Here is a 23,302-nt window from a genome sequence, read left to right as displayed (position 1 = left end):
CTGTAGGACCTACTCGTCATACAGTTCCCTCCGTTTCTTTCAGGAGATCGACGATCGTCGTGATGCAGAGTATGGAATTCTCTACGATCTGACGTTCAGCTCCTCGTAGACATAATTCTTCCTTCACGGACGCCAATTCGTCGAGGATACGTTTCAGCTGTGTGGTCTTTTCTTCTGACGTTTTTTCCGAATTCCATATAGACATAGACAAAGACTCATAAGCTTCTATCCTTCGCAGGAGCGATTTAGTGAAGAGCTGCTCCTCTGTCAGATCCTGCCATTTATCGAAGAATCTGCCCTTCAGGACATTCGGATCGTCACGAACGGACGTTCCGTCATTGAAGTGGATCTCTCCATCTCGATAGTCCTCGATGATCAGCCAGCAGCAGCTGATCGCGTCATATACCGGTTCCCCGATACATTGCGTCAGCTCTTTGAAATCGAGCTCCCCAGAACAGTCATATGCTTTTTTTACTTCGAAGCGCTGTATGAACCCAAATATCTCATCCATGCTCCTCACCCGATCGAAGTATGCAGTGAGCGGCGCCTGAGCATTTCGGTCAGATAGCTGTCGGAGACGTGCTTCATATACCGATGTCATTTTTTTGAATTCTTCTCTTTCCATAGTTTCCTCCTTTATACGGATGCCGGTTCGCAAAGCTTATGTATGCAATATTGACAGGGGAGCCTTTCGCTATGTATCCTCTTGACACTTCCATTCCTTTATCTCCTTCTCGTATCTCTTTCTCATTTGGTGGAAGGTAGAGACTGCTATATCCAGTCTTTCTGCAGCTTCTCTTGCTGTGATCATGTTTTTCGAATAGAGGTGTTCCAGCTCTAGGAATCTCTTACTGACCGGGACCGGCGATCTTCCTATACAGATACCATTTTGTTGCGCCTCCCGTATCCCTATTTTCTGTTTCTCCTTACGTATCGCTTCCTCATGTAGGATATCCTCACACGTTTTTATTAAATCATCGAAAGGCTCCAGCAGTTCCTCCCTGAGTCCTATATTAGAAAGCTTCTCATAGCTTTCTTCCGCTGCTTGCACTAACTTTGGTGATACTTTGACTCCCATTTTCTCATCACTCCTCAGTTTATCGGTATTCGTTCTGATGCTTCCTTCTGTCTACGTCCATCGCTTATAGTTGTGGTACGATCCCCCTGAGCTCTTCTTCGAAGATTCTGATCAATTCCGTGATATTCGCCCGCAGCTCATCATAAGGGACACCTTTGGCTCTTATCCTGTACCGATTGCCATCACCATCATGAAAGCAGCCCTTTTCGAATCTGGCTTTATATCTCATGAAGATCGTCTTGATCTCTCGATACCCCGGTATCGGGATATTTTGATACGGACGTGCCTCTTCCAGATCTCGTATCTCCTCTTTTTTGATCTCAGCCGCATGATTGCACATGTATTCGATATATCGCTTGGCTTGATTCACCTCCAGGACACACTGTCGGTTATAGTAATGCCAAGCTCTTCCCGGCTTCTGTATCTTCAGGAACATCCTGAGCTTGATATGCTGCAGGATCGTCCTCACGGATTGTAAGAGCATCCGCATCAGTCGCTGTCGTAGCTTCTCCATCGGGCGGTCCAAGGTAAATATCCTCCGCTTGTTGGAGAACATCACATGCTTCTTGATGATCTTTCCTTCACCGTCTCGTTTTGCCTCCCCGCGCTTGTGTTTCAATACACCGTCCTTGTTGTGATAATCACGGGCATATCGAACGATCTCCATCCGATCGACTACCTCGCGTTCACTCAGGATCAGCTCTATATATCTTCCGTTTCCTTTTTGTAGGAAGAATGCGGCATACGGCAGATCATAGGACAAAGGATTCAAATGCGTCATGAAGCGGCTGATCAGCTTTTTGATCTCACTGTCCTTCCTGATCTTTTTCGGCAGTAGGATCTGCAGTCTGACCCCATAGATGGTCTTATATCCACTCTTTTTCTCATATCGATACGCATGATCCGTTTCAAAGCGGATCAGCTTCCTGAAGAATCGGAAGGGATCCTCATCGATATTACCTTTTTGTATGAGCCTCTCTTTCTTCATGAGTCTCAATTCCCGCTGCAGTGCAGTCTTATGCAGGAACTGGAAATTGATATAGCCTTTTGCCTCTCCGGTAGCAGGGTCATAGGCGATATCCCCATACTTCTTCGTGAGTTCCGTCAGTGTATTCATTTGTGATCTCCTTATCGTTCGTTTCTCGGTATATATGTCTTTCCATCGATCGTGATAGGCTCCAGAGGGATCCCCTGTATCCTTTCGGCATTCTCCTCGTACTCCTTCAAAGCCTCAAGGGAATATAGGAGCAGGAAGTCTTCTGTACGTTTCAGATTTTCGCCAATAAGCTTCCACAGCTGCTCCTTCGTATATCTTTCATCCATATCAGTGGCTCTCTATATACTGATCTCTGAATTTCTTATATAGATAGACGCTCACGCCAGTCATCGATGCGGCCTTCTTGATCGGTATCATTTTCTTTTGCTCTGCTCGTACGATCTTCCCGAAATTATCCGGCAGGACCTTATCGTTGCCTTTATGACAGCCACCGCCACCTTTTTTCGAATAATTCGGTACGATGCTTTTTCTTATTGCTTCCTGCAGATCCAGTGGACACCACCAGGGCAACAGCTGAGGATTCGCATCGATCATTCTCCAGGATCGCTTTTCTTCGCCATAGTTTTGACAATACTGCTTGTCATCCTCTTCGTGATAGAACCTACAGTGGCAGCATCGTTGATTTTTCATTGCTTCATCTATCATCTGTTCCTCACATCCTTTTCTTCATTTGTTATATCAGAGCAGCTCCAGGATCACTGTCTTAGATTTTTTCCGGTTGCTCCTATATCGGTTCATGAGGACCTCTTCCTCATAATGATCATCCTCTTTTACGATGATCCGGATGTCCCTCCCCAATGCCTGCTTACAGAAGCGTCTTATCTCCTCATCGCCTAGCTTTTGATAATCACGATAGGAGATGATGGTATTGTGACAGCTTTTCAGCATCGGCAGCATGGGGGATATCACGCTTTCAACGGTTCCCATCGATATCATCTTCCGATCTCTGTATGGTATTTCTGCCGATCTGGTAGGAGCAGCTGCATAGAGCGATAGCTGCAGATGAGATGCAGGGGATACTTATGAGATTCAATTCTCCCTGTAAGATTGCGATCAGCAGGAGCTCCGATATCCCTGCAACATATAGAGCGAATGTGTTGTGTAGACATTCGTCCTCATTTGCCATAGACAGCCTTGCTTTCAGATATTTATTTCTTTTCATTCTTTCCCTTCTTCCTTTTTGGATTCTCTTTTCCCAATAGATAACACGATATGGCCAGAGCGTTGATGATCACGAATAGGATCATACTTCTCATCTCTTCCATCGTACGGATCCCTCACTATGCTTCTTTTCTATTTGGTTTGCTTTTCCTTCGATCTTATTTTTCGTCATCCGAGAGCATACCTGCTTTTCTAAAATAGGGTATATCAGGATTATTTTGAACATAGTGACTGAGGTCGCACCGGTACGCTGACCATACGGTATATGTCATATTTCTTTCCAGGATCCAAACGAGCCTATTTTGTGTGCATAATACCTTTTTAGGTTCTCCTGCTGGTTCGAATGCATCCTTCTCGCTATATTCGATGACATATCCCATCAGAGAAGTAGAATTATGCAAAAGCTCTGTTTCTACCGTTATCTCCAGATCTGTATTACATAATGCATACACAGATATCTGAAATAGATCTGCGACACTCTGCGCTGTTCTCGGTGATGGGTATCGCTTGCCCTTCTCATAATAATTGATCGTTGATTCATGAACACCTAACATCTCAGCAAGTTTTGCGCCGGTCAGTCCATTTTTTTCTCTTAGATAGCGGAGGTTGCTTCCTAAATATTTTTTCATTTTCCTCATCCTCCCTTTATGCAGCACGATTCACTCATCACAGAAGTTTCCAGGATCTGCCGCAGCATTGCCTCTAAATGATAGATATCGCTTGCCATCTTTATCCGCACGTAGTCGCTGCCTTCCCCTTGTCTTGGTAATCGCTGAAAACATTCTTTCAAGTGATACTGTAACTCCTGTTGATGCTCTTTTGAATAACTGCGCAGGCGTGCTTCCACCTCATCCCATGTGATCTTATCGGACTCACGAACGAGCCTCAGATCATTACAGTTGTTTCTATATTCATCATCGAAGTCGATATCGCCATCCTCAATAGAAAAGCGTACAAGTTCATGTTCACGATCTTCCATGATCACTCCATCATCTTTCATCGTTGCTTTTATCCATTCAAAGTAAAGGGGAGTATACCGGAATGCTTCCTGTATACAGCGCTTCTGTATATCTGTCTCTGCCAGCTTCAGAGATTCGCTCTCTGTTAACGGGGTCGCATGATGCGGATAGAGTGCTTCATTGCGCCGCTGATACCACTGATGGGCCAATTCTGTCTCATCATCACCTCCGCGATGCTCATCGGATGCGACTAGATCATATACAAAGGATTCCAGCAGCTCGGAAACCTTCTGATCGTGCTGTGCTGCAGCCTTTATGAGCTGCTCCGCTTCTGTTTCTGTAAGTCTTATCTTGATCTCATATTCTTTCATTTCTATATCCTCCTTATTGGAGATATAAAGGTTCTTCGTCGTATCGACCAGTTCCCACACCTCCACATCGATCTCTTTTTGCGTGATCATCCGTATCGTTTCCTTCATTAAAATGGCAGATCGTCATCGGAGATATCCAGCGCTGCAATACTCGTGAACTCATTGGAGAAGGATGGATAGCTGTTGCTCGTATCAGTGCTGCTCTGCATGCTTTCCTGTCCTGGTACGTAGGCACTGTTCGTACCTCCCGCATTCCTACTATCCAAAAAGCGCACATTATCTGCGACCACCTCTGTTACATATACACGTTTGCCGTCTTTGTCATCATAACTGCGTGTTTGGATACGGCCCTCTACACCTACCAGAGAGCCCTTGTGCGTATACTTTGCTACACTGTCCGCGGTCTTGTTCCAGATGACAGTGTTGATGAAGTCAGCTTCTGGCTGTCCCTCCTGTTTGAAAAGCCGGTTACATGCGACCGTAAAAGACACGACCGATGCGCCATTCGTCGTCTTCCGTAATACAGGGTCCTTCGTCAATCTTCCCACTAATACAACTCTATTGATCATGATAGTTCCTTCCGTCTACACATTCATATGGTATATATCCCATGTATTCTCCTATGCTTTTATCTCCGGCCGTCACTGGTCTGATGGCGATCAGATCCGCCTTGCAGATATGGTATCGTATTTCGCGACCGGATAGTCTTTTATCTTCTTCGATCATACCTGGTATGTTTCTTCTCCGTAATAAATTCTTGGATCGGCATCGTCCAGGTCTCTTCGAAGTGTTCCTCTATGAAATCGAAGACCTCGGTAAGTCCTTTGTTATGGATCCATCTCATCATTTGGACGTGCTGCCGGAGACCATCACATCCACGGAACAGGTATCTCAGCATGATGACGTTTTTGTATATATTCCACTTATGATATCTCTTCATTTTGACATTCCTCTTTTGTGAATACGAGCCAATGGGTATCACCACGTCTGTTTCCGAATAAAGGCGTCGTATCCATGAGCTTCAAGACCTCATTGACTCTGATCTGACATTCGTTCCATTTGAAAATCAAGAAGCCTCCTGATTTCAACACTCTCATACATTCTTTGAACCCTTGAGCGATATCCTGCGACCATGTCTCACTGAGCTGACCATACTGAGCCTTCATGATAGAATTCGGCCCGGCCCAGCGAAGATGTGGAGGATCGAATACGACCATATCGAATCGTCCATCATCATATGGGATATTTCGAAAGTCTCCGATCACATCAGGATCGACATGGACATGCTTTCCATGGATATCTCCATGTTCTTGCCTGATATCCATATAAACGACATCGGGATGGTGTTTTTGAAACCAAAATAATTTTGATCCACAACAAACATCAAGTATTCTCTTTGCCAAGTTCATCACCGCCTAGATAGGATCTCATGTTCTCCAGCCATGCTTGGTATGCTTCTTCTCCGTAATCCAGAAAGATCGTTTCCTCCCGATAATGACCGGTCTCATTGTAATACGCTTCCCATATACGGATCTGTTTTTTGATTCGTTTCAGTAGTGTGTCATCGTTATATATTTTCTTCATATCATTCAGCTCCCTTCGTTTAGCGGATATCTGCCCTCGATCTGACGTTTGTAGAAGACTTGAAGCCCATGTAAGTAAAACGCAACGATTGGGTTCAGGCGCATCCCGCATTCTGTCCGCAGCCATCGCTCCTCCCGGTCATAACGGTAGGGCAGTTCCTCATCCAGCTCGATCCTCAGGAGGAATTCTTCATGGCATGAGGACTCTTGTGCATACTGCAGATATCGCTCATATTCTATCAGGGAGATCGGTCCCTCCTTATCTGCCTTCCGGTATCGCTGTCGGTAACGTTCTATGATGTCATCATATGCAGCACTTCCAAGCCATATATGACTTTTGAAATCCCCAATAGATAGGGCATCAGCAAACTGAGAAGTCTCCATCTTGGTCCAAACATCCTTCCAGCTCACTCCCTGAGGGAAGGTGAAGACGGCATTCCCCAATGCACTGCATACGAAGATCTGATGCCTCCAAAAGAGGTATTCTGCTTTCTTTTTCGGGATCTCCGAATCTATCCAGACCAACCGCCACATATCCGTGCTGAGCTCTGTAAGAGTAAAATCTTTTCCCGATATAGGGACACTTTTCTGATATCTCCTCCAGACACTGCGGATCATATCGTGGAGTCTTCCGGCAATCTCCCCATGTCGATGTGCTACTTTCTCATCCGTGATACAACGCTTTCCATTTTCTAATACACATTCAAATTCTACTTCAAAGTTATAGAACAGGGTATCCTCCTCGATCGGAAGCCCCATGTCTGCCGATCTATTAAAATATTCCATCATGATCTTCTGCAGGGATCCATCTGCGATCTGCTCATAAAACTCTTCCTTGTTTTTGAAATGAACCGTCAACATGATCTTCTTCCTCCTTGTGTTATCGATACTTCTTTTTGTACAGACAGCTGCTTCCGGATCGCTGTCTGTCGTTCTTGGAAGTAAGTGCATAATTTGTTCGATTAAATATACATCACAGACTCTTACCACCGTGTGTTAATCGTATGGATGTTTTTTTTACCTGGGAGGATTTTTTCATCCTCTTCATATTCCTACAGGCTAAGCTGCAGGGGGGGAGACACTTACATCTCTTCTTTATCGGTTCCTTTCTTGTCTTCTAAAATCGAATAGCAATCCTCTTTGAATTTCTTCAACTCTGCTATATTTATCTTCGATCTATGGATTTCGATATCGATGCCTTGTTTTTCTAATCGTTCCAGTGCTTCATCGATTACTTCTATCATAGATAGATAATAGTAGAAGACTTCATCACACGTATTGAGTAGAACTCCGTTCGATATGATATATTCTAAGACCGGATTTTCTGCGATCGTTACCATGCATATCCTCACACACTTCGATTTACTTACACCGATGCGCTTTGCCAGACTGCCGATGATAGCATCTTGCTCCTTTGTAACATAATAACGTTGCGGTTGAGCATGTTTCATTGTGTTTTCCATTCCGCTATACCTCCAATTCTGCATTCATGTATATAGAAAAAGGCGCCATATACAGTGATATAACTGTAATGGCGCCTATAAGATTCTGCTTTAACTGTAAATTAGAAAAAAGCCGAACCTCTCTATTAAGATAAGAAGTTCGACTATTATTGTCATGGTGGAGCGTATCGGGATCGAACCGATGACCCCCTGCGTGCAAAGCAGGTGCTCTCCCAGCTGAGCTAACACCCCATCTCGATTGCTTAATAAATATATCATGCAGCAGATAGCCTTGTCAATGCTTTTTTTGATTTTTTTGATAAAATGATAAACGGTATCGATTAACAAGGAATCCTGAAAGTCAAAGCGATCCTTCACTTGCAAGGAAGCTTTGATTTGATTCTTTATTTCCTCCGGTTATGACAGTAAACATAAGGCTGAAGATTTGTTCAATCTGCTCTGCTGTAAGGTATACAGCCGCGGTAAGCGGCTATCATGAAACTTGGTTTCCAACTGTCGGCTTCGAAAGTAACATGAGCCTTCCACTCTGCCTTTTTTGATTCCTCTTTTTCCCTTCCTCTCTACCTTCTGCTTAAAACCTTTTATGATTCCTTCTTCCATCCCATCTTCAAAGCTGTCCTTAAAGCCATAGAGGTAACGTGTATGCAAAGGTAGGTATGTAATCTGCATTCATAAGCATACAGCTTCCATGCTTTACACGATTCGTGATAGTTTGGCTACCATCCAGTCAGTGTGTTCCCTGCAAGACGGTCAACTGTAAATAAGCAGACTGCATGCTTATGATATATCCGTAAAAAGAATAGGGGATTGCAAGCGAAAGAGAAATCGTCTAAAATATAAGAAAACTTTTGAGGGGTGATGTTGTATGAAAATAGCAAAGGAGGCACTGCGGCTCAGCTTTCCTGTGATGGTCGGCTATGTATTCCTGGGAATCGCTTTCGGTATTCTCTGCCAGCAGCAGGGCTATTCCATGCTCTGGGCGTTTTTGATCAGTCTGAGTGTGTATGCCGGAAGTATGCAGTTTGTTTTACTGACATTCTTTCATGCCGGATTTTCACTTGTGGAGGTAGCACTGGTCACACTTACCGTAAATGCAAGGCAGCTGTTTTATGGTCTTTCATTTCTGAAGAGCTTTCCGGCGATGGGAAAGAAACGCTGGTATATGATGTTTTCCCTGACAGATGAAACCTATTCCTTATTGTGTGCAATTCCGAATAAGGAAAGCAGAGAGGGGAAACAGCTGATGTTCTGTATACCGTTATTTGATCAGCTGTATTGGATAATAGGTTCCGTACTCGGTGCAACCATCGGCTCTCTGCTCGCCTTTGATACCACGGGAATCGATTTTGCAATGACGGCTTTGTTTACTGTCATCTTTGTGGAGCAGTGGCTGGCAGCGAAGCAGCATGGTGCTGTCTATATCGCAATAGCCGCGATTCTCATTTCCACTGCACTGTTTCAGTTATCTAACTTTCTGCTGCCGGCGCTCATATTGCTGGTCATTCTGCTTGTCATCTTTCAGGACAAGGTGGAAAAAAAGGAGGATGCATCATGATAGGTATTACGGATAGCCTGCTGATTATCGCAGTTGCGGCAGTTTGCACCTTTCTGACACGTGCGCTTCCCTTTATGATATTCAAGAACGCAGAAGCACTCCCGCGGAAAATTGTATATCTGGGGAATGTGCTGCCCATGGCGATCATGCTCTGTCTGATTGTCTACTGTGTACGCAATACGAGTTTTTTTCAATATCCGTACGGTCTGCCGGAGCTGCTGGGAATCGGGAGTGTCGTACTTCTTCATGTGTGGAAACGCAATAATATGATCAGTATCATCGGGGGAACCCTGCTTTATATGGTGCTGGTACAGCTGGTGTTTGTATAGCTTTGAAGGATGCTTTGAACCAACTAAAAACGTAATGATAAGGAAAGGCGTGTTCCGTATTGATGAATTCTGTACAGGGACACCCTTTTTCTGTGAAACTGTGAAAGCTGTATGTGTTTTAGAAATGGGATACAGACACATCACATTTTTCAGTCATAAGCCGAAGATTTTCACCGCGCTTTGTTTACGCAGTTTTACCACACAGAGCAGTCTGATCTTTTGGCTTCTGAATAGCTGTCACGGTATGAAAGGTCTGTCAGGTAACGAAGCACGGTGTCAGGGTGCTGAGCAAGTATGAAAAACTCAAATAAAAAAAGCCATGACAATCATCATGGCCGGCACACAGATGCAAAGAAGGCGTCATATTGTTCCTTGAATACCGAATCCTTCAGTGTAATGTAATTAAATTCATGGAGAATATGGAAATCATACAGGTCGATCACTTCCAGTTCTCCTTTTTCTATCTCTTCTCTTGCGGCGGCTTCATACAGAAAGCTGATTCCCTGATTGTTTCTGACGAGCGTTTTGATAGCCTGTACATTGCCGATTTCAATCACCCTCTGAAAGGCGGCGATGGATAAATTGATTTCCTGCATGCCGCGCTCCAGTATTTCTCTGGTACCACTGCCATCTTCCCGAACAATCAGTGTTTCCTGCACCAGATCCTTCAAACAGCGAACCTCCTTTTGCAAGGTATAATGCTTTCCTTTTACCGCGACATAGCGCTCCTGCGACAGCAGCTTCCAGTCATAGGTCTGCTTTGGAAAATATCCCTCAACAAAGGCGAAGCCGATATCCCCGCTGTTCAGCATCTGTAAAAGGGTTGCTGTGTTTTCCACAATCATGCACAAAGAGGTCTCCGTATGCTCAACGAGAAAGCTGTTCAAGCGCTGTGGCAGGATAAACTCCCCAATCGTCAGCGTGGCACCAAAGCGCAGGGCGGGTGTTTTCTGATTCTGCTTCAGCAGACTGCGGATCATTTTCTCATCCGCAACCATGGTACGCACTTTCTCAGCCAGCAGCTTACCCTGAGCCGTCAGATTCAACTGCTTTCCGTCATAAAAAAACAATTTGCAGTCATATTCCTTTTCCATATATTTGATATGCTGCGAAACCGCAGGCTGTGTAATGCATAAGATATCCGCAGCCTTCGTATAATTTAATGTTTCAGACAGCGTAAGGAATGTATATAAACGAAAATCCAGCATGTTCTCATCTCCCAATTTCTGTAAGGTAAGTATACCACGAATAAAAGAAGAGCGAAAGAAAAACAGGTGTCTTTAATATGTGTACAGATGTACTTGTTTTGTTTACGTTGAGAAAACTCTTTCATAAATGTTACATCAATTTTTCATTTTAACTTTCATTTTATTTCATTTGTGCTATAATAGTGCTTACTAACAGAAAAACATGCTGTTGGATGAAGTATAAGAGGAAAGGAAGGTGCCTGATTATGGCCGAAAACAGAATTTACAATTTTTCAGCTGGTCCATCCATGCTGCCACTGGAGGTGTTGAAAAAAGCGCAATCGCAGATGCTGAATTACGAGGAAAGTGGCATGTCGGTTATGGAAATGAGTCATCGATCCAAAGCCTATGATGCGATAATTACAAAAACACAGGAACGAATGCGTTCCATCATGAATATACCGGATAACTATAAGGTTTTGTTCCTGCAGGGAGGAGCAACCTCTCAGTTTTCCATGGTTCCCCTGAATCTGCTGCAGAAGGGTACGGCAGATTATATCGTGACCGGATATTTTGCAAATAAGGCGTATGCGGAAGCAAAAAAATACGGGGAAATCGTTCTTGCAGGCTCCAGCAAGGATGCGGATTATTCCTATATACCCGCTCAGCAGGAGCTGCAGCTGAATAAGGATGCAGATTATGTATATCTGTGTGCGAACAATACGATTTACGGTACCGAATGGAAATATGTTCCGGAAACGAACGGTGTGCCGATTGTTGCCGATATGTCCAGTGACATCCTGTCCAAGCCGGTGGATGTATCCAAATTCGGCATCATTTTTGCCGGAGCACAGAAAAATATGGGGTGTGCCGGTCTGACAGTCGCAATCGTTCGTGAAGATTTGATCGGACATGCAAAGGATTTCACACCGGTGATGATGGACTATGCTCCCCTTGCCGACAAGGATTCCATGTACAACACACCGCCGACCTATGCAATTTATATTTTGGGGCTGGTGCTGGAATGGATTGAACAAATGGGCGGACTCGAGGTCATGCAGAAGCGAAATGAAGAAAAGGCGAAGCTGCTGTATGACTATCTGGATAACAGTGCTTTCTATACAACCACCGTACGCAGGGAGGATCGCTCTTTGATGAATGTAACCTTCCGTGCACCGAATGCAGAGCTGGATGCGTTGTTTGCCAAGGGAAGTGCCGCAGCCGGTATGAGCAATCTGAAGGGGCACCGTGCAGTTGGCGGAATGCGTGCATCTATCTACAATGCCATGCCGCTGGAGGGTGTGCAGACACTGATTGCATTTATGAAAAAATTTGAAGAGGAACATAAATAAGGGAGATAACTATGAAAATAAAGCTGTTTAATAAAATTGCGGATGCCGGGATCAATCAGTTTGATCCGAGTGCATATGAATTTTCTGAGGATTTTGACACGTACGATGCTATTATGGTGCGTAGTGCGAAGCTGCACGATGTGGAATTTCCCACCGATCTGAAATGTATAGCCAGAGCCGGAGCAGGGGTAAACAACATACCGCTGGATCGCTGCAGTGAACAGGGAATTGTCGTTTTCAATACGCCGGGGGCCAATGCCAATGCCGTGAAGGAGCTGGTAATGGCAGGACTGCTGATGTCCTCCCGTAAGATTACAAAGGGCATCGAATGGGTCAAGACTCTGGAGGGTGACGATATTTCCAAGGCTGTGGAAAAAGGAAAAAGCAATTTTGTCGGTCCGGAAATTGCAGGTAAAAAGCTGGGCGTTATCGGACTTGGTGCGATTGGCGTACTGGTTGCCAATGCCGCAGCCGCTATGGATATGGAGGTTTTCGGATATGATCCGTTCATCTCTGTAAAAGCCGCCTGGACCTTAAAGGCAAGAGTGCACCATGTACAGAATCTGAAGCAGATTTTTGAGGAATGCGATTATATAACCGTACACGTTCCATTCAGTGATAAAACCGCAAATATCATTGATGCGGAAGCGATTGCGGCAATGAAGAGCGATGTGCGTGTGCTGAATTTTGCACGCGGCGGTCTGATCGATGATGAGGCGATGATGAAGGCGATGGATGAAGGAAAGATTGCAGCCTATGTAACGGATTTCCCGACAAAGGAGCTGTTGCAGTATGAGCAGGTGATCGGAGTTCCTCACCTTGGGGCCTCCACTCCGGAAAGTGAAGAAAACTGTGCGGTTATGGCTGCCAATGAAATCATGGAGTATCTGGAAACGGGAAATATTACCCATTCTGTGAATCTTCCGGATATGCAGCTTGCACAGGAATGCAAATACAGAATCTGCATTATCAATAAGAATGTGCCGAATGTGGTCGGTGCCATTACCACGGCACTTGCCAATGTCGGTGTGAATATCGAAAATATGGCAAATAAGGGGAAAAAGGATTATGCATATATGATCCTTGATACCAATGATGAAGTCAGTGAAGAACTGATGGAACGACTGCGCAGCCGGGAAGGCATTATCAATGCGCGTTTGATTACTGCAAAGGCATAATGTAACGAAAAGCACCTCAATGAAATGAACCCCAAAGCTTGGACAGTCAAAGGAAAGGGATTCACTTCACAAGGTGCCTTTTTTAGTTTCTTTTTAAAAGGTATAAACAGAAAAAAATATGATTTTCGTTACAGGAGATGTCAGTACAGACTATCGATGACCTCACTGTAAGCTTTCATAGACTGTCAAAGTATACAGGGAGTGTAGTATACTGTAGATAACGTTCGCTGATTACAGGAGATATCCTGCTGATAGCAGCTGCTTTTCCATACGAATTGCAGATGAGCTTGCTTGCTTTTCTTATTATATATACAGATTATCTTTTATGTACAGGTTATCGTCTCATTGCCAGTCACCCTGATTTGAAAAATATTAGAAATTTTCAGAGAATTCTGATATAATTCTATGTATTTGTTTAGGATCGTGCAAAGGAGGAATTCGATGCGTTCTTTGATCATTGCGGAAAAGCCGGAGCTGGGTAGAGCGATTGCGGCTGCGATTGACGGCAGCGGTAAGGAAGTCCGCGGCGTCATACGTAAGCAGAATGTCATTATCACCTGGGCATACGGACACCTTCTGCGCCTGTGTGAACCGGATGAGTATGATGGAAAATATAAAAAATGGAAAAAAGAGGATCTTCCGATCTGCTTTGAAAACTGGAAGCTGGTTCCCGATGGAAATAAAAAGGACCGTGTGGAACAGATTATGGCACTGATGCAGGAGTGTGACCAGATCATCCATGCAGGTGACCCGGATGATGAGGGACAGTTTCTGATTGACGAAATTCTGGATTACGCACAAAATGAAAAGCCGGTCAAACGGGTATATATCAATGACAATACGCCGGCAAATATCAAAAAGGCCTTTCATGATCTAATCGATAATGATGAAAAACTGCGTGCTGTGGGTAGAAGCGCCTATGCCCGTGCAGTTGCGGATTATGTAGTGGGAATCAATTATTCCCGCCTGTTTTCCCTGCTTTTGCGAAGAAAAGGCATGAGCGTTGGACGTGTGCAGAGTCCAACGCTGGGATTGATCGTCATGCGTGATGAGGCCATTGATCATCATGTGAAGCAAAAATATTATGAGCTGCATACCGGTGGACATATTGCAGAGCCCGATACGTCCATCCGCTTTCAGCTGAAACCGAAAAGTGATCTGCTGGATGATGGAAAGCATATTCTGCATCGCAATATCATGGAGGATATGGAACGCGATATCATGGCCAAGCCGGATCAGAAGGTGAAAATCGATGAGAAATTCATGGATGTGAAGCCGCCGCTGCCCTTTAACCTTGCAAAGCTGCAGGCACATATGAATGCCAGATACGGCTTTGATCTGAGCAAAACGGACCAGATTACCCAGACACTGCGTGACCGCTATCAGGCCATTACCTATAATCGAAGTGACTCTCAGTATTTAAAGGAAGATCATTTTCAGGAGGCTCACAAGGTGCTGCCGCATGTCATGAGCAAGCTGAATGAGCAGTATCCGGTGGATTACAAGCTGCATTCCGAATGCTTTAACGACAAATATGTGACGGCACATCATGCCATTATTCCAACCATGTCGGATTTCAATATCGCGCAGCTGCTTCCGGATGAGCGAAGGGTGTATGAGGAAATTTGCCGGTACTACATCATGCAGTTTCTGCCGCCGATTCGTAAACGGCAGCTGAGTGCGATAATCAAAACGGAATATGGGGATTTGCGAGCGACCAGTACCTATGTGCTGGATGAGGGCTATAAGAAATATTTTACGCCGGAGAAGGAGGACAGCCAGGAGGAGGAAGAGGATGACAGCCGCTTCGATTTGCCGAAGGGCACCTATCCGATACAGCTGGTAAGCAGTGAACTACAGGAAAAGGAAACCAATCCGCCGAAGCGCTATACCCAAGCCAGTCTGATCCGGGATATGACCAGTATTGCCAAATATGTACAGGATAAGGAAATCAAGGATATTCTGAAGAAGAAGGATAAGGATAAAAAGGGAGAGAACGGTTCGATCGGAACAAGTGCGACCCGCTCACAGATCGTGGAGACGCTGATCAAACGCCGGTATGTGGAAATGAAGGGGAAAAACATTATCTCTACTCAGCTGGGAAAGGACTTTTACCACCTGCTGCCGGAGGAGATCAAAAAGCCGGATCTGACCGCAAAATGGTGGGTGATTCAGGAGGATATCAAGGAAGGCAATGCCGATGTGAAAACCCTGGTGGACAGTGTGCTGGAAGCCTTTGTGCCGCATTTGAAAAAGGATTACTCCCATCTTCGTGTATCCGGTGAGGTGGAAATCGACGATGATCGCAAGGCGGTCGGTATCTGTCCTGTCTGTGGGAATAAAATTGTTGAAAACAGCAAGGGCTTTGGCTGTGTGAATTATCGCAACGGCTGTAAATTCGCTTTGTGGAAGGAGGACCGTTTTTTTCAATCGATTGAAAAAGAGGTAACCCTGCCCATGGCGGAAAAGCTGTTAAAGGATAAATATTGCCTGGTGAAGCTGAAAGAGGGCGAGCAGGAAATCATTAAGGTGCTGCAGCTGGGTGTCAGAAACGGACGGGCAGTCTATCGTCTGGTGGATGTGCCGAAAAAGGATACGTCCGCAAAACAGTCCGTTGCAGAAGCAGCCCTTCATGCGGAGCAGAAGAAGACATAAAAAAATTCCCACAATCTCATAAAGAGAATGGGAATTTTTTTTTCTTATACCATTGTATAAGTTCTACAGAGCCGAACAGATACTACTGTTCTTCGTAGTAGCATCCTTCTTCCTGTGAAGGAGGAAAACGTCTGCCCTTTTCAACGTCTACGTCACCGTACATTTCATTGCCATCTTTGTCATAGCATGTGTATTTGCCGGTTTTTTCGCAGTTCATTCCTGGGCGGTATTTCTTCTGTGCCATTTCTAACACCTCCTGATAGTAGTATGGGAAAAGCTTATGAATCTTATACATAAACATTGTTTTTTTATTGAAACTTGGTAAAATGAATGTATGGAGGATATGCGTATGAAAATTCTGGCTAGTGATTATGATGGTACTCTTCGAACAGAGGAGCTGGTTGATATAAATGATGTCCATGCGATACATGAATTTCGTGCAGCGGGAAACATGTTCGGTCTGGTTACGGGAAGAAGTATGGAGTCCATACAGACGGAGATTCAAAAAAATAAGATAGAATTTGATTTCATTGTGGCAAATAACGGTGGTGTGATCTATGACCGTGATTTTCAACGTCTGCAGGTGCTGTATATGGATTTCAACAAGGCGCTGGATATCATCGCATATATCAAAACCCTGGATTGTGTATCGTATGTTATCAATGACGGCTTTCACCGGTTTAAATTTTCCGTGGATGAGAATCAGATTGATCATAAATACGGCAATATGCCGGATACAAACGAGCATGAGGAGGAGGTATTGGACCGCGGGAAGATATCCCAGCTGGTTGTTTCCCTGAACGACACCATGCTTGCGGAGGAGATCAGTCATTACATCAATACGAACTTTAAGGGCTACGCTGTTGCCTATGTGAATGTGAACTGTGTGGATATCGTGCCGGAGGGTGTTTCCAAAGCAGAGGGACTGTATTTCATCGAACAGCATCTTGGTCTGGAGCATGATGCCATCTATGCCATCGGTGACTCCTTTAATGATATTCCCATGATTGAGGAATTTCACGGCTGTGCCATGATGCATGCAAGAAGTGCAATCGTGGAGCCGGCAGAGCATGTGTTTATCAGTATTGAGGAATGCATTGCATTTCTGATGAAGCTGTAAACAGTGAAATCGTACAGGTGTGTTTTGCTTTATTAGGAAATAAGGTCATCGTTTCATAAAGGAAAGGCTGTGTGACAGATCCTTTTTAAACCATGTGTAAAAAGGAGTTTCAATGTGGCTGTTTAGAAAGGGCATAACGTATGCTCTTTTTTCGTGCCTGCATAACAACCGATTAGCCTTTACAGCGTAAATATACAGCAGGGGAAGCTCCTTGCATATCTCTTGTCTGATACCTTTTCCGGGTATCTCGTATTTGTTCCTATGTGAAAATGCTTTAACATGAGCTTTGACGTAATAGAAAATATATATGGAAAAGCTGTCTTTGTCTGGTAGATTCCTGTTGACTCTCGACTACCTTGTGGTACAATATAGATGAAGGAAGTACCTTGTGTCGCAAAGTAGAGGTGAGTCCATGTACGATAAAACACAGCTCATGCGAGGGAGTCTGGAGGGCTGTATCCTGAAAATCATTGAACAGCATATGACCTATGGCTATGAAATCCTCATGAATATGAAGGAAGCCGGCTGGATTGATGTCACAGAAGGAACGTTGTATCCGATTTTGCTGCGGCTGGAAAAGCTGCACTATATCCGTGCGGAAAAAAGGGATTCTCCACTGGGACCCAGACGCAAATATTATCAGATCACAACAGAAGGCCGCGTGTATCTTCGGGATTTTTATACGGAATGGAGCAAGCTGGCAAAAACGATTGACAAGCTGTTTGAAGGAGGTGGGAACGATGACCGGTAATGAATATAACGACAAAGCAAATCTCAACCATGAATACATGATCGTATATCAGGATATGCTGCGCTATCTGAGCAGTAAGGACATTTCCCTGCTGGTCGCAAGGGATATTCGAGACGATATTCTGGCTATGGCACTGGAAAGTCAAACGCGCGGACTCAAGGTAGAGGAAGCATTTGGCGATTATCAGAAATTTTGTGATGCCGTCTGTGCGAATGCGGTACAGGAGACACGGCTGGAAAAGCTGCTGCGCTGGTGGAGGCTGCTGTCCTCCCTTATGGTATTGTGGGCGCTGCTTGATGTTATCGGGATGGGAATCGATGAGAGCGAATATGTGAAAAACGGTATGCTGTTTGTGTCATGGAAGACCATCATGTTTTATATCATGCTCATTCTAGGAAGCACTGTGCTAGTACAATGGCATAACCGGCGCAGCTTTCACCGTATTCTGGGCGCATGGTACACATATTTGATCGCATATGGCGTTTTAGCTGTGGGTTTCAAATTTGTTCTCTACCTACTCAGTTCCTGCTTTCATGTTTCCACAGGGATGCTTTCCATACCACTGTGGCTGCTTGCGCTTCTGGCGATTAGCTGTATTCTATCCTGGATTGCCTATCATTTTCTATTAGAAAAGCAGTTTCGTTTATATCGGGGGATGCAGGAGGAAGCGTAGCGCTGCACAACCTCAAGTCATGCGTGAATTGCTGCATGTCAATATGTATGACAGCAGGAGTATGTATCCAAAGAAAAAAGGGTACGCTTTCTGGTGGATACGCAAAGCTTAAGGATCATAATAAATGGCGCCCGATAATCAGCGGTACCGTGTTTTGCAGCGGAGGGCTTCACAGAGGATCATAAGTTTTGGGGGTGTCCGATGCAGCAATCCGCCGGGTGAGGCAGAAGGTAGCTGCAGGTTTTTCGGCGTTGCGCTTAGGGATTGTAAACTGTGTCTTTCTGAAGGTGTGCTACACCTTGGATTATGATGTTACAGAGCACTGTACCAGTTTCATGAGGGATGCAGTCCTCCTTGACGATTTTAAAGCAGTTTTTCCTGCATGGTATAGGATACATCCTGTATCTGATACGGTATGCGATAGAGAGCGCCCTGTGTCTTTCTTACAGTCAGGAATATAAGGCGGCTGTATGATGGTGTCAGGTTGCGTCGAGGAAGTATGCATTCCGTATCGGATTTTTCTGTTTTTTTTCCAGCTTCTTTTATATCAATAAAAAACGGGCCTTTCAGAACGGAAAATGCTTCTGAAAGGCTTAACCAACATCAGAAAACTATAGGTAGACGAAGCACTTTGTGCTATAATATAAAATACGAGAGGAGTGTTTTTATGCTCAATTATTTCACTTTGAACAATTTACGGGAATTGATTCAGCAGCTGCTGGACATTGCCTGTGTCTGGGCACTTGTCTATTACTGCCTGAAAATCGTGAAAAACAATTCGCGTACCATCCAGATATTCAAGGGGGTACTGCTCATAATTATTATACGTTCCGCTGCAAGCTTTCTGGGACTTCACACCGTCGCAAATCTTGCGGATTCCATCATGAATTGGGGTGTGGTTGCGGTCATCATTATCTTCCAGCCGGAAATTCGTAGTATTCTGGAGAAAATCGGTAAAACCAATGTATTTTCCCGTATTTCCACGCTGACGATCAATGAACGTGAAAATCTGGTGGATGAGCTGGTCAAGGCCTGTGCGGAAATGTCGAAGACTAAGACCGGTGCCCTGATATCCATCGAACAGGGACATTCTCTCAGTGACTATATCAAAACCGGGACACCGATGAATTCCGTTGTATCCAGCGAGCTGCTCTGTTCCATTTTTCAATACGGAACGCCGCTGCATGATGGTGCCGTGATCATTCAGGGTGTGAAAATCGCCTGTGCGGCTGCCTATTTTCCACCAACGACCAGAGAGCTTCCGACAAGCTACGGAGCAAGACATCGCGCTGCGGTGGGAATCAGCGAAATCACCGATTCCATCACCATTGTCGTGAGTGAGGAAACAGGTAATATTTCCATAGCGGAGGGTGGTAAGCTGACCGTGATTTCCGAAGCGAGTCTGCGGGAATTCTTAATGAATGTTGTCTGTAAGCAGCAAAGCACTGCCGTGCATGACAATCAGGAGGAGCCTGCCGAGCAGGTCAGCACACCGCCGCCTTACGACGGTAAGAAGCCGGGCGTATTTGCGCATTACTTTAAGGGAAAAAACAAGCGGACAAAGAAGGAAGCGGCAGACAAGCGTTATACAAAAAAGAAAAAGAGCGAAGAACAGGATAAGAAGGAAAAGGATGTTGTTGTCGTTGAACAGGAAGTGGATCGACTGCATATCGAGGACCTCACACAGAAACAGGATGAGAAGCTGGACGCCCTGTTTGAAAATATCGTAACCGACTCGGAGAAGAAGGAAGAATCGGCTGCGGAAGCGGATGAACCAAAGCCGAAGAAGCGGAAAACGGCAGTAAGGAAAAAGCCGGCTGCCGCTGTAAAAGAGGAATCACAAAAAGCGGCAGAGGAAACGAAGCCTGTGAAAAAAACACGCCGTAAGAAAAAAGCAGAAGTGAAGAAGGAGCCGCCGAAAGAGCAAACAGGGAAAACCATTATGACGAATATGGCAAGTGATCTGTTTAATGATGTTATTGAACCTGAGGCAATCGTTCTGCATTATGAGAAAGCGGATGAGGATGAAGAAACTCCTGAGAAAGCTACAGAAAGGAGAGATTCCTAATGGCAAAGAAAAAAAAGAAAACACAATTAAGCTCGGAAGGCAAGACCGAATTGGCCAAGGCGATTGCCGAAAAGAGTCAGACGTTTGCCAGAACCTATGCAAATGTGGAAATCAAGGTCGGCAAGTTCTTTCGCTGGATCAGCGGATGGCTGGATAAGCTGCTGTTTAATCAGAAGCACGGCAAGGTCGTTGCGCTGATACTAGCTATTTTGTTTTACGTGACCTTTAATTCCCAAGGGGCGAACTTTCTCGAGAATGTGAAGAGTGCTGAGGATCTGGGCGAATTTCCGGTATCTCAGGTCTTATCAAATCAGGCCTATGAGGTAAGCGGTCTGCCGGAGACGGTCAAGGTGCGCATCATCGGAGATCTGACGGATATCAAGAGCGTTAAACAGCAGAAGAATTTCAAGGTGATAGCGAATATGACCGATCTGACCGAGGGCACGCATGAGGTGAAGCTGACAACGGAGGCGATGCCTGCGCGTGTGGAGGTTGTGCTGGAGCCTTCCACCGTCGTTGTTACGATAAAGAAGAAATCCATACGGCGTTTTACCGTCGGCTATGACTTCGTCAACCGCCAGCAGATGGATTCCATATATGACCTGGGGGAACCGCAGCTGCAGCAGGGTGAGGTTCTGGTTCGCTCCGATAGCGATACCCTGGATAAAATTGCATTTGTAAAAGCACTGATCAAGGTGGATAAGGATGTGAAAACAGATTTTGAAACCAAAGCAAACATCGTTGCATATGATGCAGATGGAAACCTTATGAAGGTGGACATTATACCGGATACACTGAAAGCCAGTGTCAAGGTAACCAAACCAAGCAAAGACGTACCGATCACACTGAATCCAACCGGTGTGATTCCAAATGATAAATCAATAGAATCCTATAAGCTGGATAAGGATCATGTGACTATCTATGCGAAGCAGTCTGTGCTCGATAACATTAACGAGATACCGATTACCATACCGGCCTCTACACTGACGAGCGATCGTGAGATTTCCATGCCAATCATTATGCCGAACGGTGTAACTAAGATTTCCAGCAATATTGCCAACATCTCCATCAAGCTGACGGATACGAAGGAGCGGGTCATCAGGGATGTGCCGATTGCCTTTAAAAACAGCATTGACGGACTGAATTTCACGGTTGCGCAGGGAAGCTCCTCCAGTGTAGATGTAACGGTCAAGGGAGCGAAGGATATCATCAGCAAAATCAAGAAAGAGGAGCTGCAGGTGTATGTCGATCTTTCAAAGATTGAGAAGGCAGGTACGTATGAACAGCCTTTGATCGTAGAGGGCAAGAACAAGCTGGCAACCTACGTATTGAAGAATGGTAGTGTTAAGGTGACTGCGACAGGCAGTGTAGCCGACGAATAGGAAAGGATGAGTAACACATATGGGAAAATATTTTGGAACAGATGGTGCCAGAGGACGCGCCAATGATACGCTGACACTGGATATGGCGGTAAAAATCGGACAGTACCTGGGATGGTACTATGGAAAAAACCGTCATGCGAAAATTCTGATTGGAAAGGATACACGGCTTTCGAGCGATATGTTTGAAATGGGTCTGGCAGCTGGTGCCACATCCTGCGGAGCAAGTGTATATCTGCTGGGAGTCTGCCCGACTCCTGCGGTTTCCTATCTGATTCAGAAGGAGCATTTCGACTGTGGAATCATGGTTTCCGCCAGTCATAATCCATTCCATGACAACGGTATTAAGCTGTTTAATGGAGACGGCTGTAAAATGAATCCGGAGATTGAGCTGGAGGTTGAGAAATATATCGACAACGAAGTGTCAATCGAAGTTGCACACAATGAGAAAATCGGAAGTGTGATCGAATGGGAGGAAGGTCTGGAGTTGTACGAATCCTGGCTGAAGGAAATTGTTCCGATGGATCTTTCCGGCATGAACATTCTGCTGGACCTTGCCAACGGAAGTGCAACGAGCTGTGCTGCGGAAACCTTAAGCGAGCTGGGGGCAACCGTTGAGGTGATTCATTCTGCGCCAAACGGTATCAATATCAATACCAAATGCGGTTCCACACATCCCGAGGAGTTGCAGAGTATGATGAAGGAAGGCAATTACCATGTCGGCTTTGCCTTTGACGGAGATGCGGATCGTCTAATTGCTGTTGATGAGGACGGAAACCTGATTGATGGCGACCACACGATGTATATCTGCGGATGCTATATGTACGATAAGGGAATTCTGCACGATGATGTTGTTGTGACCACGGTGATGAGCAACCTTGGTCTGTATCATGCACTGAAGGCCAAGGGTCTGAAATATGAGCAGACGGCTGTCGGTGACAAATATGTGTTTGAATGTATGAAGGAGCATGACTATTCCATCGGCGGTGAGCAGAGCGGACATATCATCTTTCATGCTCATGCGAATACCGGAGACGGTCTTCTGACTGCGATGAAGCTGCTGGAAATTATGGTGGATACAAAGAAATCCCTGAAGGAGCTGTGTGCAGATCTGTTTATCTATCCGCAGCTGCTGATCAATACGCCGGTACATGACAAGCATGCCGCTCTGGAGGATAAGGAGCTGCTTGCGGCAGTGGATGCAGTAGCACAGGAGCTTGGTGACGAGGGAAGAATCCTTGTTCGTCCTAGTGGGACAGAACCGCTGGTGCGCGTTATGGTGGAAGCCAAAACCGATGCACTGTGTGCGGAATATGTAAACCGTATTGTGGATTTCATTAAAGAAAAAGGACTATAACATATTGTGTGAAAGGCTCTTCCCTT

Annotated in this window: 29 protein-coding genes and 1 tRNA gene; 12 read left to right on the top strand and 18 right to left on the bottom strand. The window is 45.1% G+C overall.

Going from position 1 to position 23,302, the window contains the following annotated elements; all coding sequences use genetic code 11:
- Positions 1 to 16: 16 nt before the first annotated feature.
- The 16 genes from G4D54_16720 to G4D54_16645 form a co-directional block, all read right to left on the bottom strand.
- Positions 17 to 625, bottom strand: a complete 609-nt coding sequence (locus tag G4D54_16720; GenBank protein ID QJA03967.1) for a hypothetical protein — start codon at positions 623 to 625, stop codon at positions 17 to 19.
- 69 nt (positions 626 to 694) lie between these two features.
- Entirely contained in the window at positions 695 to 1,078 is a 384-nt protein-coding gene (locus G4D54_16715) for a recombinase family protein (GenBank protein ID QJA03966.1), read from the bottom strand.
- Positions 1,079 to 1,142: 64 nt separating this feature from the next.
- A complete protein-coding gene (locus G4D54_16710; GenBank protein QJA03965.1) occupies positions 1,143 to 2,195 on the bottom strand; it encodes a hypothetical protein in 1,053 nt (350 codons plus the stop codon).
- An 11-nt stretch (positions 2,196 to 2,206) separates the two neighbouring features.
- Entirely contained in the window at positions 2,207 to 2,401 is a 195-nt protein-coding gene (locus tag G4D54_16705) for a hypothetical protein (GenBank protein ID QJA03964.1), read from the bottom strand.
- Position 2,402: 1 nt separating this feature from the next.
- A complete protein-coding gene (locus G4D54_16700) occupies positions 2,403 to 2,780 on the bottom strand; it encodes a hypothetical protein (GenBank protein ID QJA03963.1) in 378 nt (125 codons plus the stop codon).
- 33 nt (positions 2,781 to 2,813) lie between these two features.
- A complete protein-coding gene (locus G4D54_16695; protein ID QJA03962.1) occupies positions 2,814 to 3,071 on the bottom strand; it encodes a hypothetical protein in 258 nt (85 codons plus the stop codon).
- Entirely contained in the window at positions 3,049 to 3,297 is a 249-nt protein-coding gene (locus G4D54_16690; GenBank protein ID QJA03961.1) for a hypothetical protein, read from the bottom strand. Before G4D54_16690 ends, G4D54_16695 begins: the two co-directional genes overlap by 23 nt.
- Before the next feature lie 157 nt (positions 3,298 to 3,454).
- The gene (locus G4D54_16685) at positions 3,455 to 3,925 is read right to left on the bottom strand and encodes a helix-turn-helix transcriptional regulator (protein ID QJA03960.1); all 471 of its coding nucleotides are present in this window, start codon (positions 3,923 to 3,925) and stop codon (positions 3,455 to 3,457) included.
- Positions 3,926 to 3,930: 5 nt separating this feature from the next.
- On the bottom strand, positions 3,931 to 4,734 hold the full coding sequence (locus G4D54_16680) for a hypothetical protein (protein ID QJA03959.1): 804 nt from the start codon (positions 4,732 to 4,734) through the stop codon (positions 3,931 to 3,933).
- Positions 4,734 to 5,195 carry a single-stranded DNA-binding protein gene (ssb, locus tag G4D54_16675; protein QJA03958.1) on the bottom strand — a complete coding sequence of 154 codons (462 nt, stop codon included), beginning with the start codon at positions 5,193 to 5,195 and terminating at the stop codon, positions 4,734 to 4,736. The genes G4D54_16680 and ssb overlap by 1 nt, the downstream gene beginning before the upstream one ends.
- A 140-nt stretch (positions 5,196 to 5,335) precedes the next feature.
- Positions 5,336 to 5,566: a hypothetical protein gene (locus G4D54_16670; protein QJA03957.1), complete on the bottom strand. Its 231-nt coding sequence runs from the start codon at positions 5,564 to 5,566 to the stop codon at positions 5,336 to 5,338.
- On the bottom strand, positions 5,550 to 6,035 hold the full coding sequence (locus G4D54_16665) for a class I SAM-dependent methyltransferase (GenBank protein QJA03956.1): 486 nt from the start codon (positions 6,033 to 6,035) through the stop codon (positions 5,550 to 5,552). Before G4D54_16665 ends, G4D54_16670 begins: the two co-directional genes overlap by 17 nt.
- Positions 6,010 to 6,210, bottom strand: a complete 201-nt coding sequence (locus G4D54_16660; protein QJA03955.1) for a hypothetical protein — start codon at positions 6,208 to 6,210, stop codon at positions 6,010 to 6,012. Before G4D54_16660 ends, G4D54_16665 begins: the two co-directional genes overlap by 26 nt.
- A 5-nt stretch (positions 6,211 to 6,215) precedes the next feature.
- Positions 6,216 to 7,070, bottom strand: coding sequence for a hypothetical protein (locus G4D54_16655; protein QJA03954.1), 855 nt, complete (start codon positions 7,068 to 7,070; stop codon positions 6,216 to 6,218).
- Positions 7,071 to 7,291: 221 nt separating this feature from the next.
- Entirely contained in the window at positions 7,292 to 7,672 is a 381-nt protein-coding gene (locus G4D54_16650; GenBank protein ID QJA03953.1) for a hypothetical protein, read from the bottom strand.
- Positions 7,673 to 7,827: 155 nt separating this feature from the next.
- Positions 7,828 to 7,903 (bottom strand) — tRNA-Ala (locus tag G4D54_16645).
- Positions 7,904 to 8,537: 634 nt separating this feature from the next.
- Here G4D54_16645 and G4D54_16640 point away from each other — a divergent pair.
- Genes G4D54_16640 through G4D54_16630 form a run of 3 tightly spaced genes read left to right on the top strand, consistent with a single transcriptional unit; the run spans position 8,538 to position 9,854 of the window.
- Positions 8,538 to 9,227, top strand: coding sequence for a branched-chain amino acid transporter AzlC (locus tag G4D54_16640; GenBank protein ID QJA03952.1), 690 nt, complete (start codon positions 8,538 to 8,540; stop codon positions 9,225 to 9,227).
- Positions 9,224 to 9,556 carry a branched-chain amino acid transporter AzlD gene (locus G4D54_16635; protein QJA03951.1) on the top strand — a complete coding sequence of 111 codons (333 nt, stop codon included), beginning with the start codon at positions 9,224 to 9,226 and terminating at the stop codon, positions 9,554 to 9,556. The genes G4D54_16640 and G4D54_16635 overlap by 4 nt, the downstream gene beginning before the upstream one ends.
- Before the next feature lie 49 nt (positions 9,557 to 9,605).
- Positions 9,606 to 9,854, top strand: a complete 249-nt coding sequence (locus tag G4D54_16630; GenBank protein QJA05222.1) for a hypothetical protein — start codon at positions 9,606 to 9,608, stop codon at positions 9,852 to 9,854.
- A gap of 31 nt (positions 9,855 to 9,885) precedes the next feature.
- Here G4D54_16630 and G4D54_16625 read toward each other — a convergent pair whose 3' ends face one another.
- Entirely contained in the window at positions 9,886 to 10,764 is an 879-nt protein-coding gene (locus G4D54_16625; protein QJA03950.1) for a LysR family transcriptional regulator, read from the bottom strand.
- A 245-nt stretch (positions 10,765 to 11,009) separates the two neighbouring features.
- Here G4D54_16625 and serC point away from each other — a divergent pair, with 245 nt between their 5' ends.
- The 3 genes from serC (at position 11,010) to G4D54_16610 (ending at position 15,928) form a co-directional block, all read left to right on the top strand.
- The gene (serC, locus tag G4D54_16620; protein ID QJA03949.1) at positions 11,010 to 12,095 is read left to right on the top strand and encodes a 3-phosphoserine/phosphohydroxythreonine transaminase; all 1,086 of its coding nucleotides are present in this window, start codon (positions 11,010 to 11,012) and stop codon (positions 12,093 to 12,095) included.
- 11 nt (positions 12,096 to 12,106) lie between these two features.
- Entirely contained in the window at positions 12,107 to 13,273 is a 1,167-nt protein-coding gene (locus G4D54_16615; GenBank protein QJA03948.1) for a phosphoglycerate dehydrogenase, read from the top strand.
- A gap of 441 nt (positions 13,274 to 13,714) precedes the next feature.
- A complete protein-coding gene (locus G4D54_16610; protein QJA03947.1) occupies positions 13,715 to 15,928 on the top strand; it encodes a DNA topoisomerase III in 2,214 nt (737 codons plus the stop codon).
- An 82-nt stretch (positions 15,929 to 16,010) separates the two neighbouring features.
- Here the strand turns inward: G4D54_16610 and G4D54_16605 are convergent, their stop codons facing one another.
- Entirely contained in the window at positions 16,011 to 16,172 is a 162-nt protein-coding gene (locus G4D54_16605; GenBank protein ID QJA03946.1) for a hypothetical protein, read from the bottom strand.
- 105 nt (positions 16,173 to 16,277) lie between these two features.
- Here G4D54_16605 and G4D54_16600 point away from each other — a divergent pair, with 105 nt between their 5' ends.
- The 6 genes from G4D54_16600 to G4D54_16575 all read left to right on the top strand — a co-directional run bounded on the left by G4D54_16600 (position 16,278) and on the right by G4D54_16575 (position 23,276).
- Entirely contained in the window at positions 16,278 to 17,048 is a 771-nt protein-coding gene (locus G4D54_16600; protein QJA03945.1) for an HAD-IIB family hydrolase, read from the top strand.
- Between the two features lie 412 nt (positions 17,049 to 17,460).
- Positions 17,461 to 17,799 (top strand): PadR family transcriptional regulator, encoded by a 339-nt coding sequence (locus tag G4D54_16595; GenBank protein ID QJA03944.1) that lies wholly within the window; start codon positions 17,461 to 17,463, stop codon positions 17,797 to 17,799.
- The gene (locus G4D54_16590; protein ID QJA03943.1) at positions 17,789 to 18,472 is read left to right on the top strand and encodes a hypothetical protein; all 684 of its coding nucleotides are present in this window, start codon (positions 17,789 to 17,791) and stop codon (positions 18,470 to 18,472) included. The genes G4D54_16595 and G4D54_16590 overlap by 11 nt, the downstream gene beginning before the upstream one ends.
- 667 nt (positions 18,473 to 19,139) lie before the next feature.
- Entirely contained in the window at positions 19,140 to 20,540 is a 1,401-nt protein-coding gene (locus G4D54_16585; protein QJA03942.1) for a TIGR00159 family protein, read from the top strand.
- Positions 20,540 to 21,922, top strand: coding sequence for a hypothetical protein (locus G4D54_16580; GenBank protein QJA03941.1), 1,383 nt, complete (start codon positions 20,540 to 20,542; stop codon positions 21,920 to 21,922). The genes G4D54_16585 and G4D54_16580 overlap by 1 nt, the downstream gene beginning before the upstream one ends.
- A gap of 19 nt (positions 21,923 to 21,941) precedes the next feature.
- Complete coding sequence (locus G4D54_16575; GenBank protein QJA03940.1) at positions 21,942 to 23,276, top strand: phosphoglucosamine mutase; 1,335 nt, start codon at positions 21,942 to 21,944, stop codon at positions 23,274 to 23,276.
- Positions 23,277 to 23,302: the final 26 nt, after the last annotated feature.

It is taken from the genome of [Clostridium] innocuum (assembly GCA_012317185.1).
GTDB classification, from domain to species: Bacteria; Bacillota_I; Bacilli_A; order Erysipelotrichales; family Erysipelotrichaceae; genus Clostridium_AQ; species Clostridium_AQ innocuum.
This window is presented reverse-complemented; position numbering and strand designations above follow the sequence as displayed.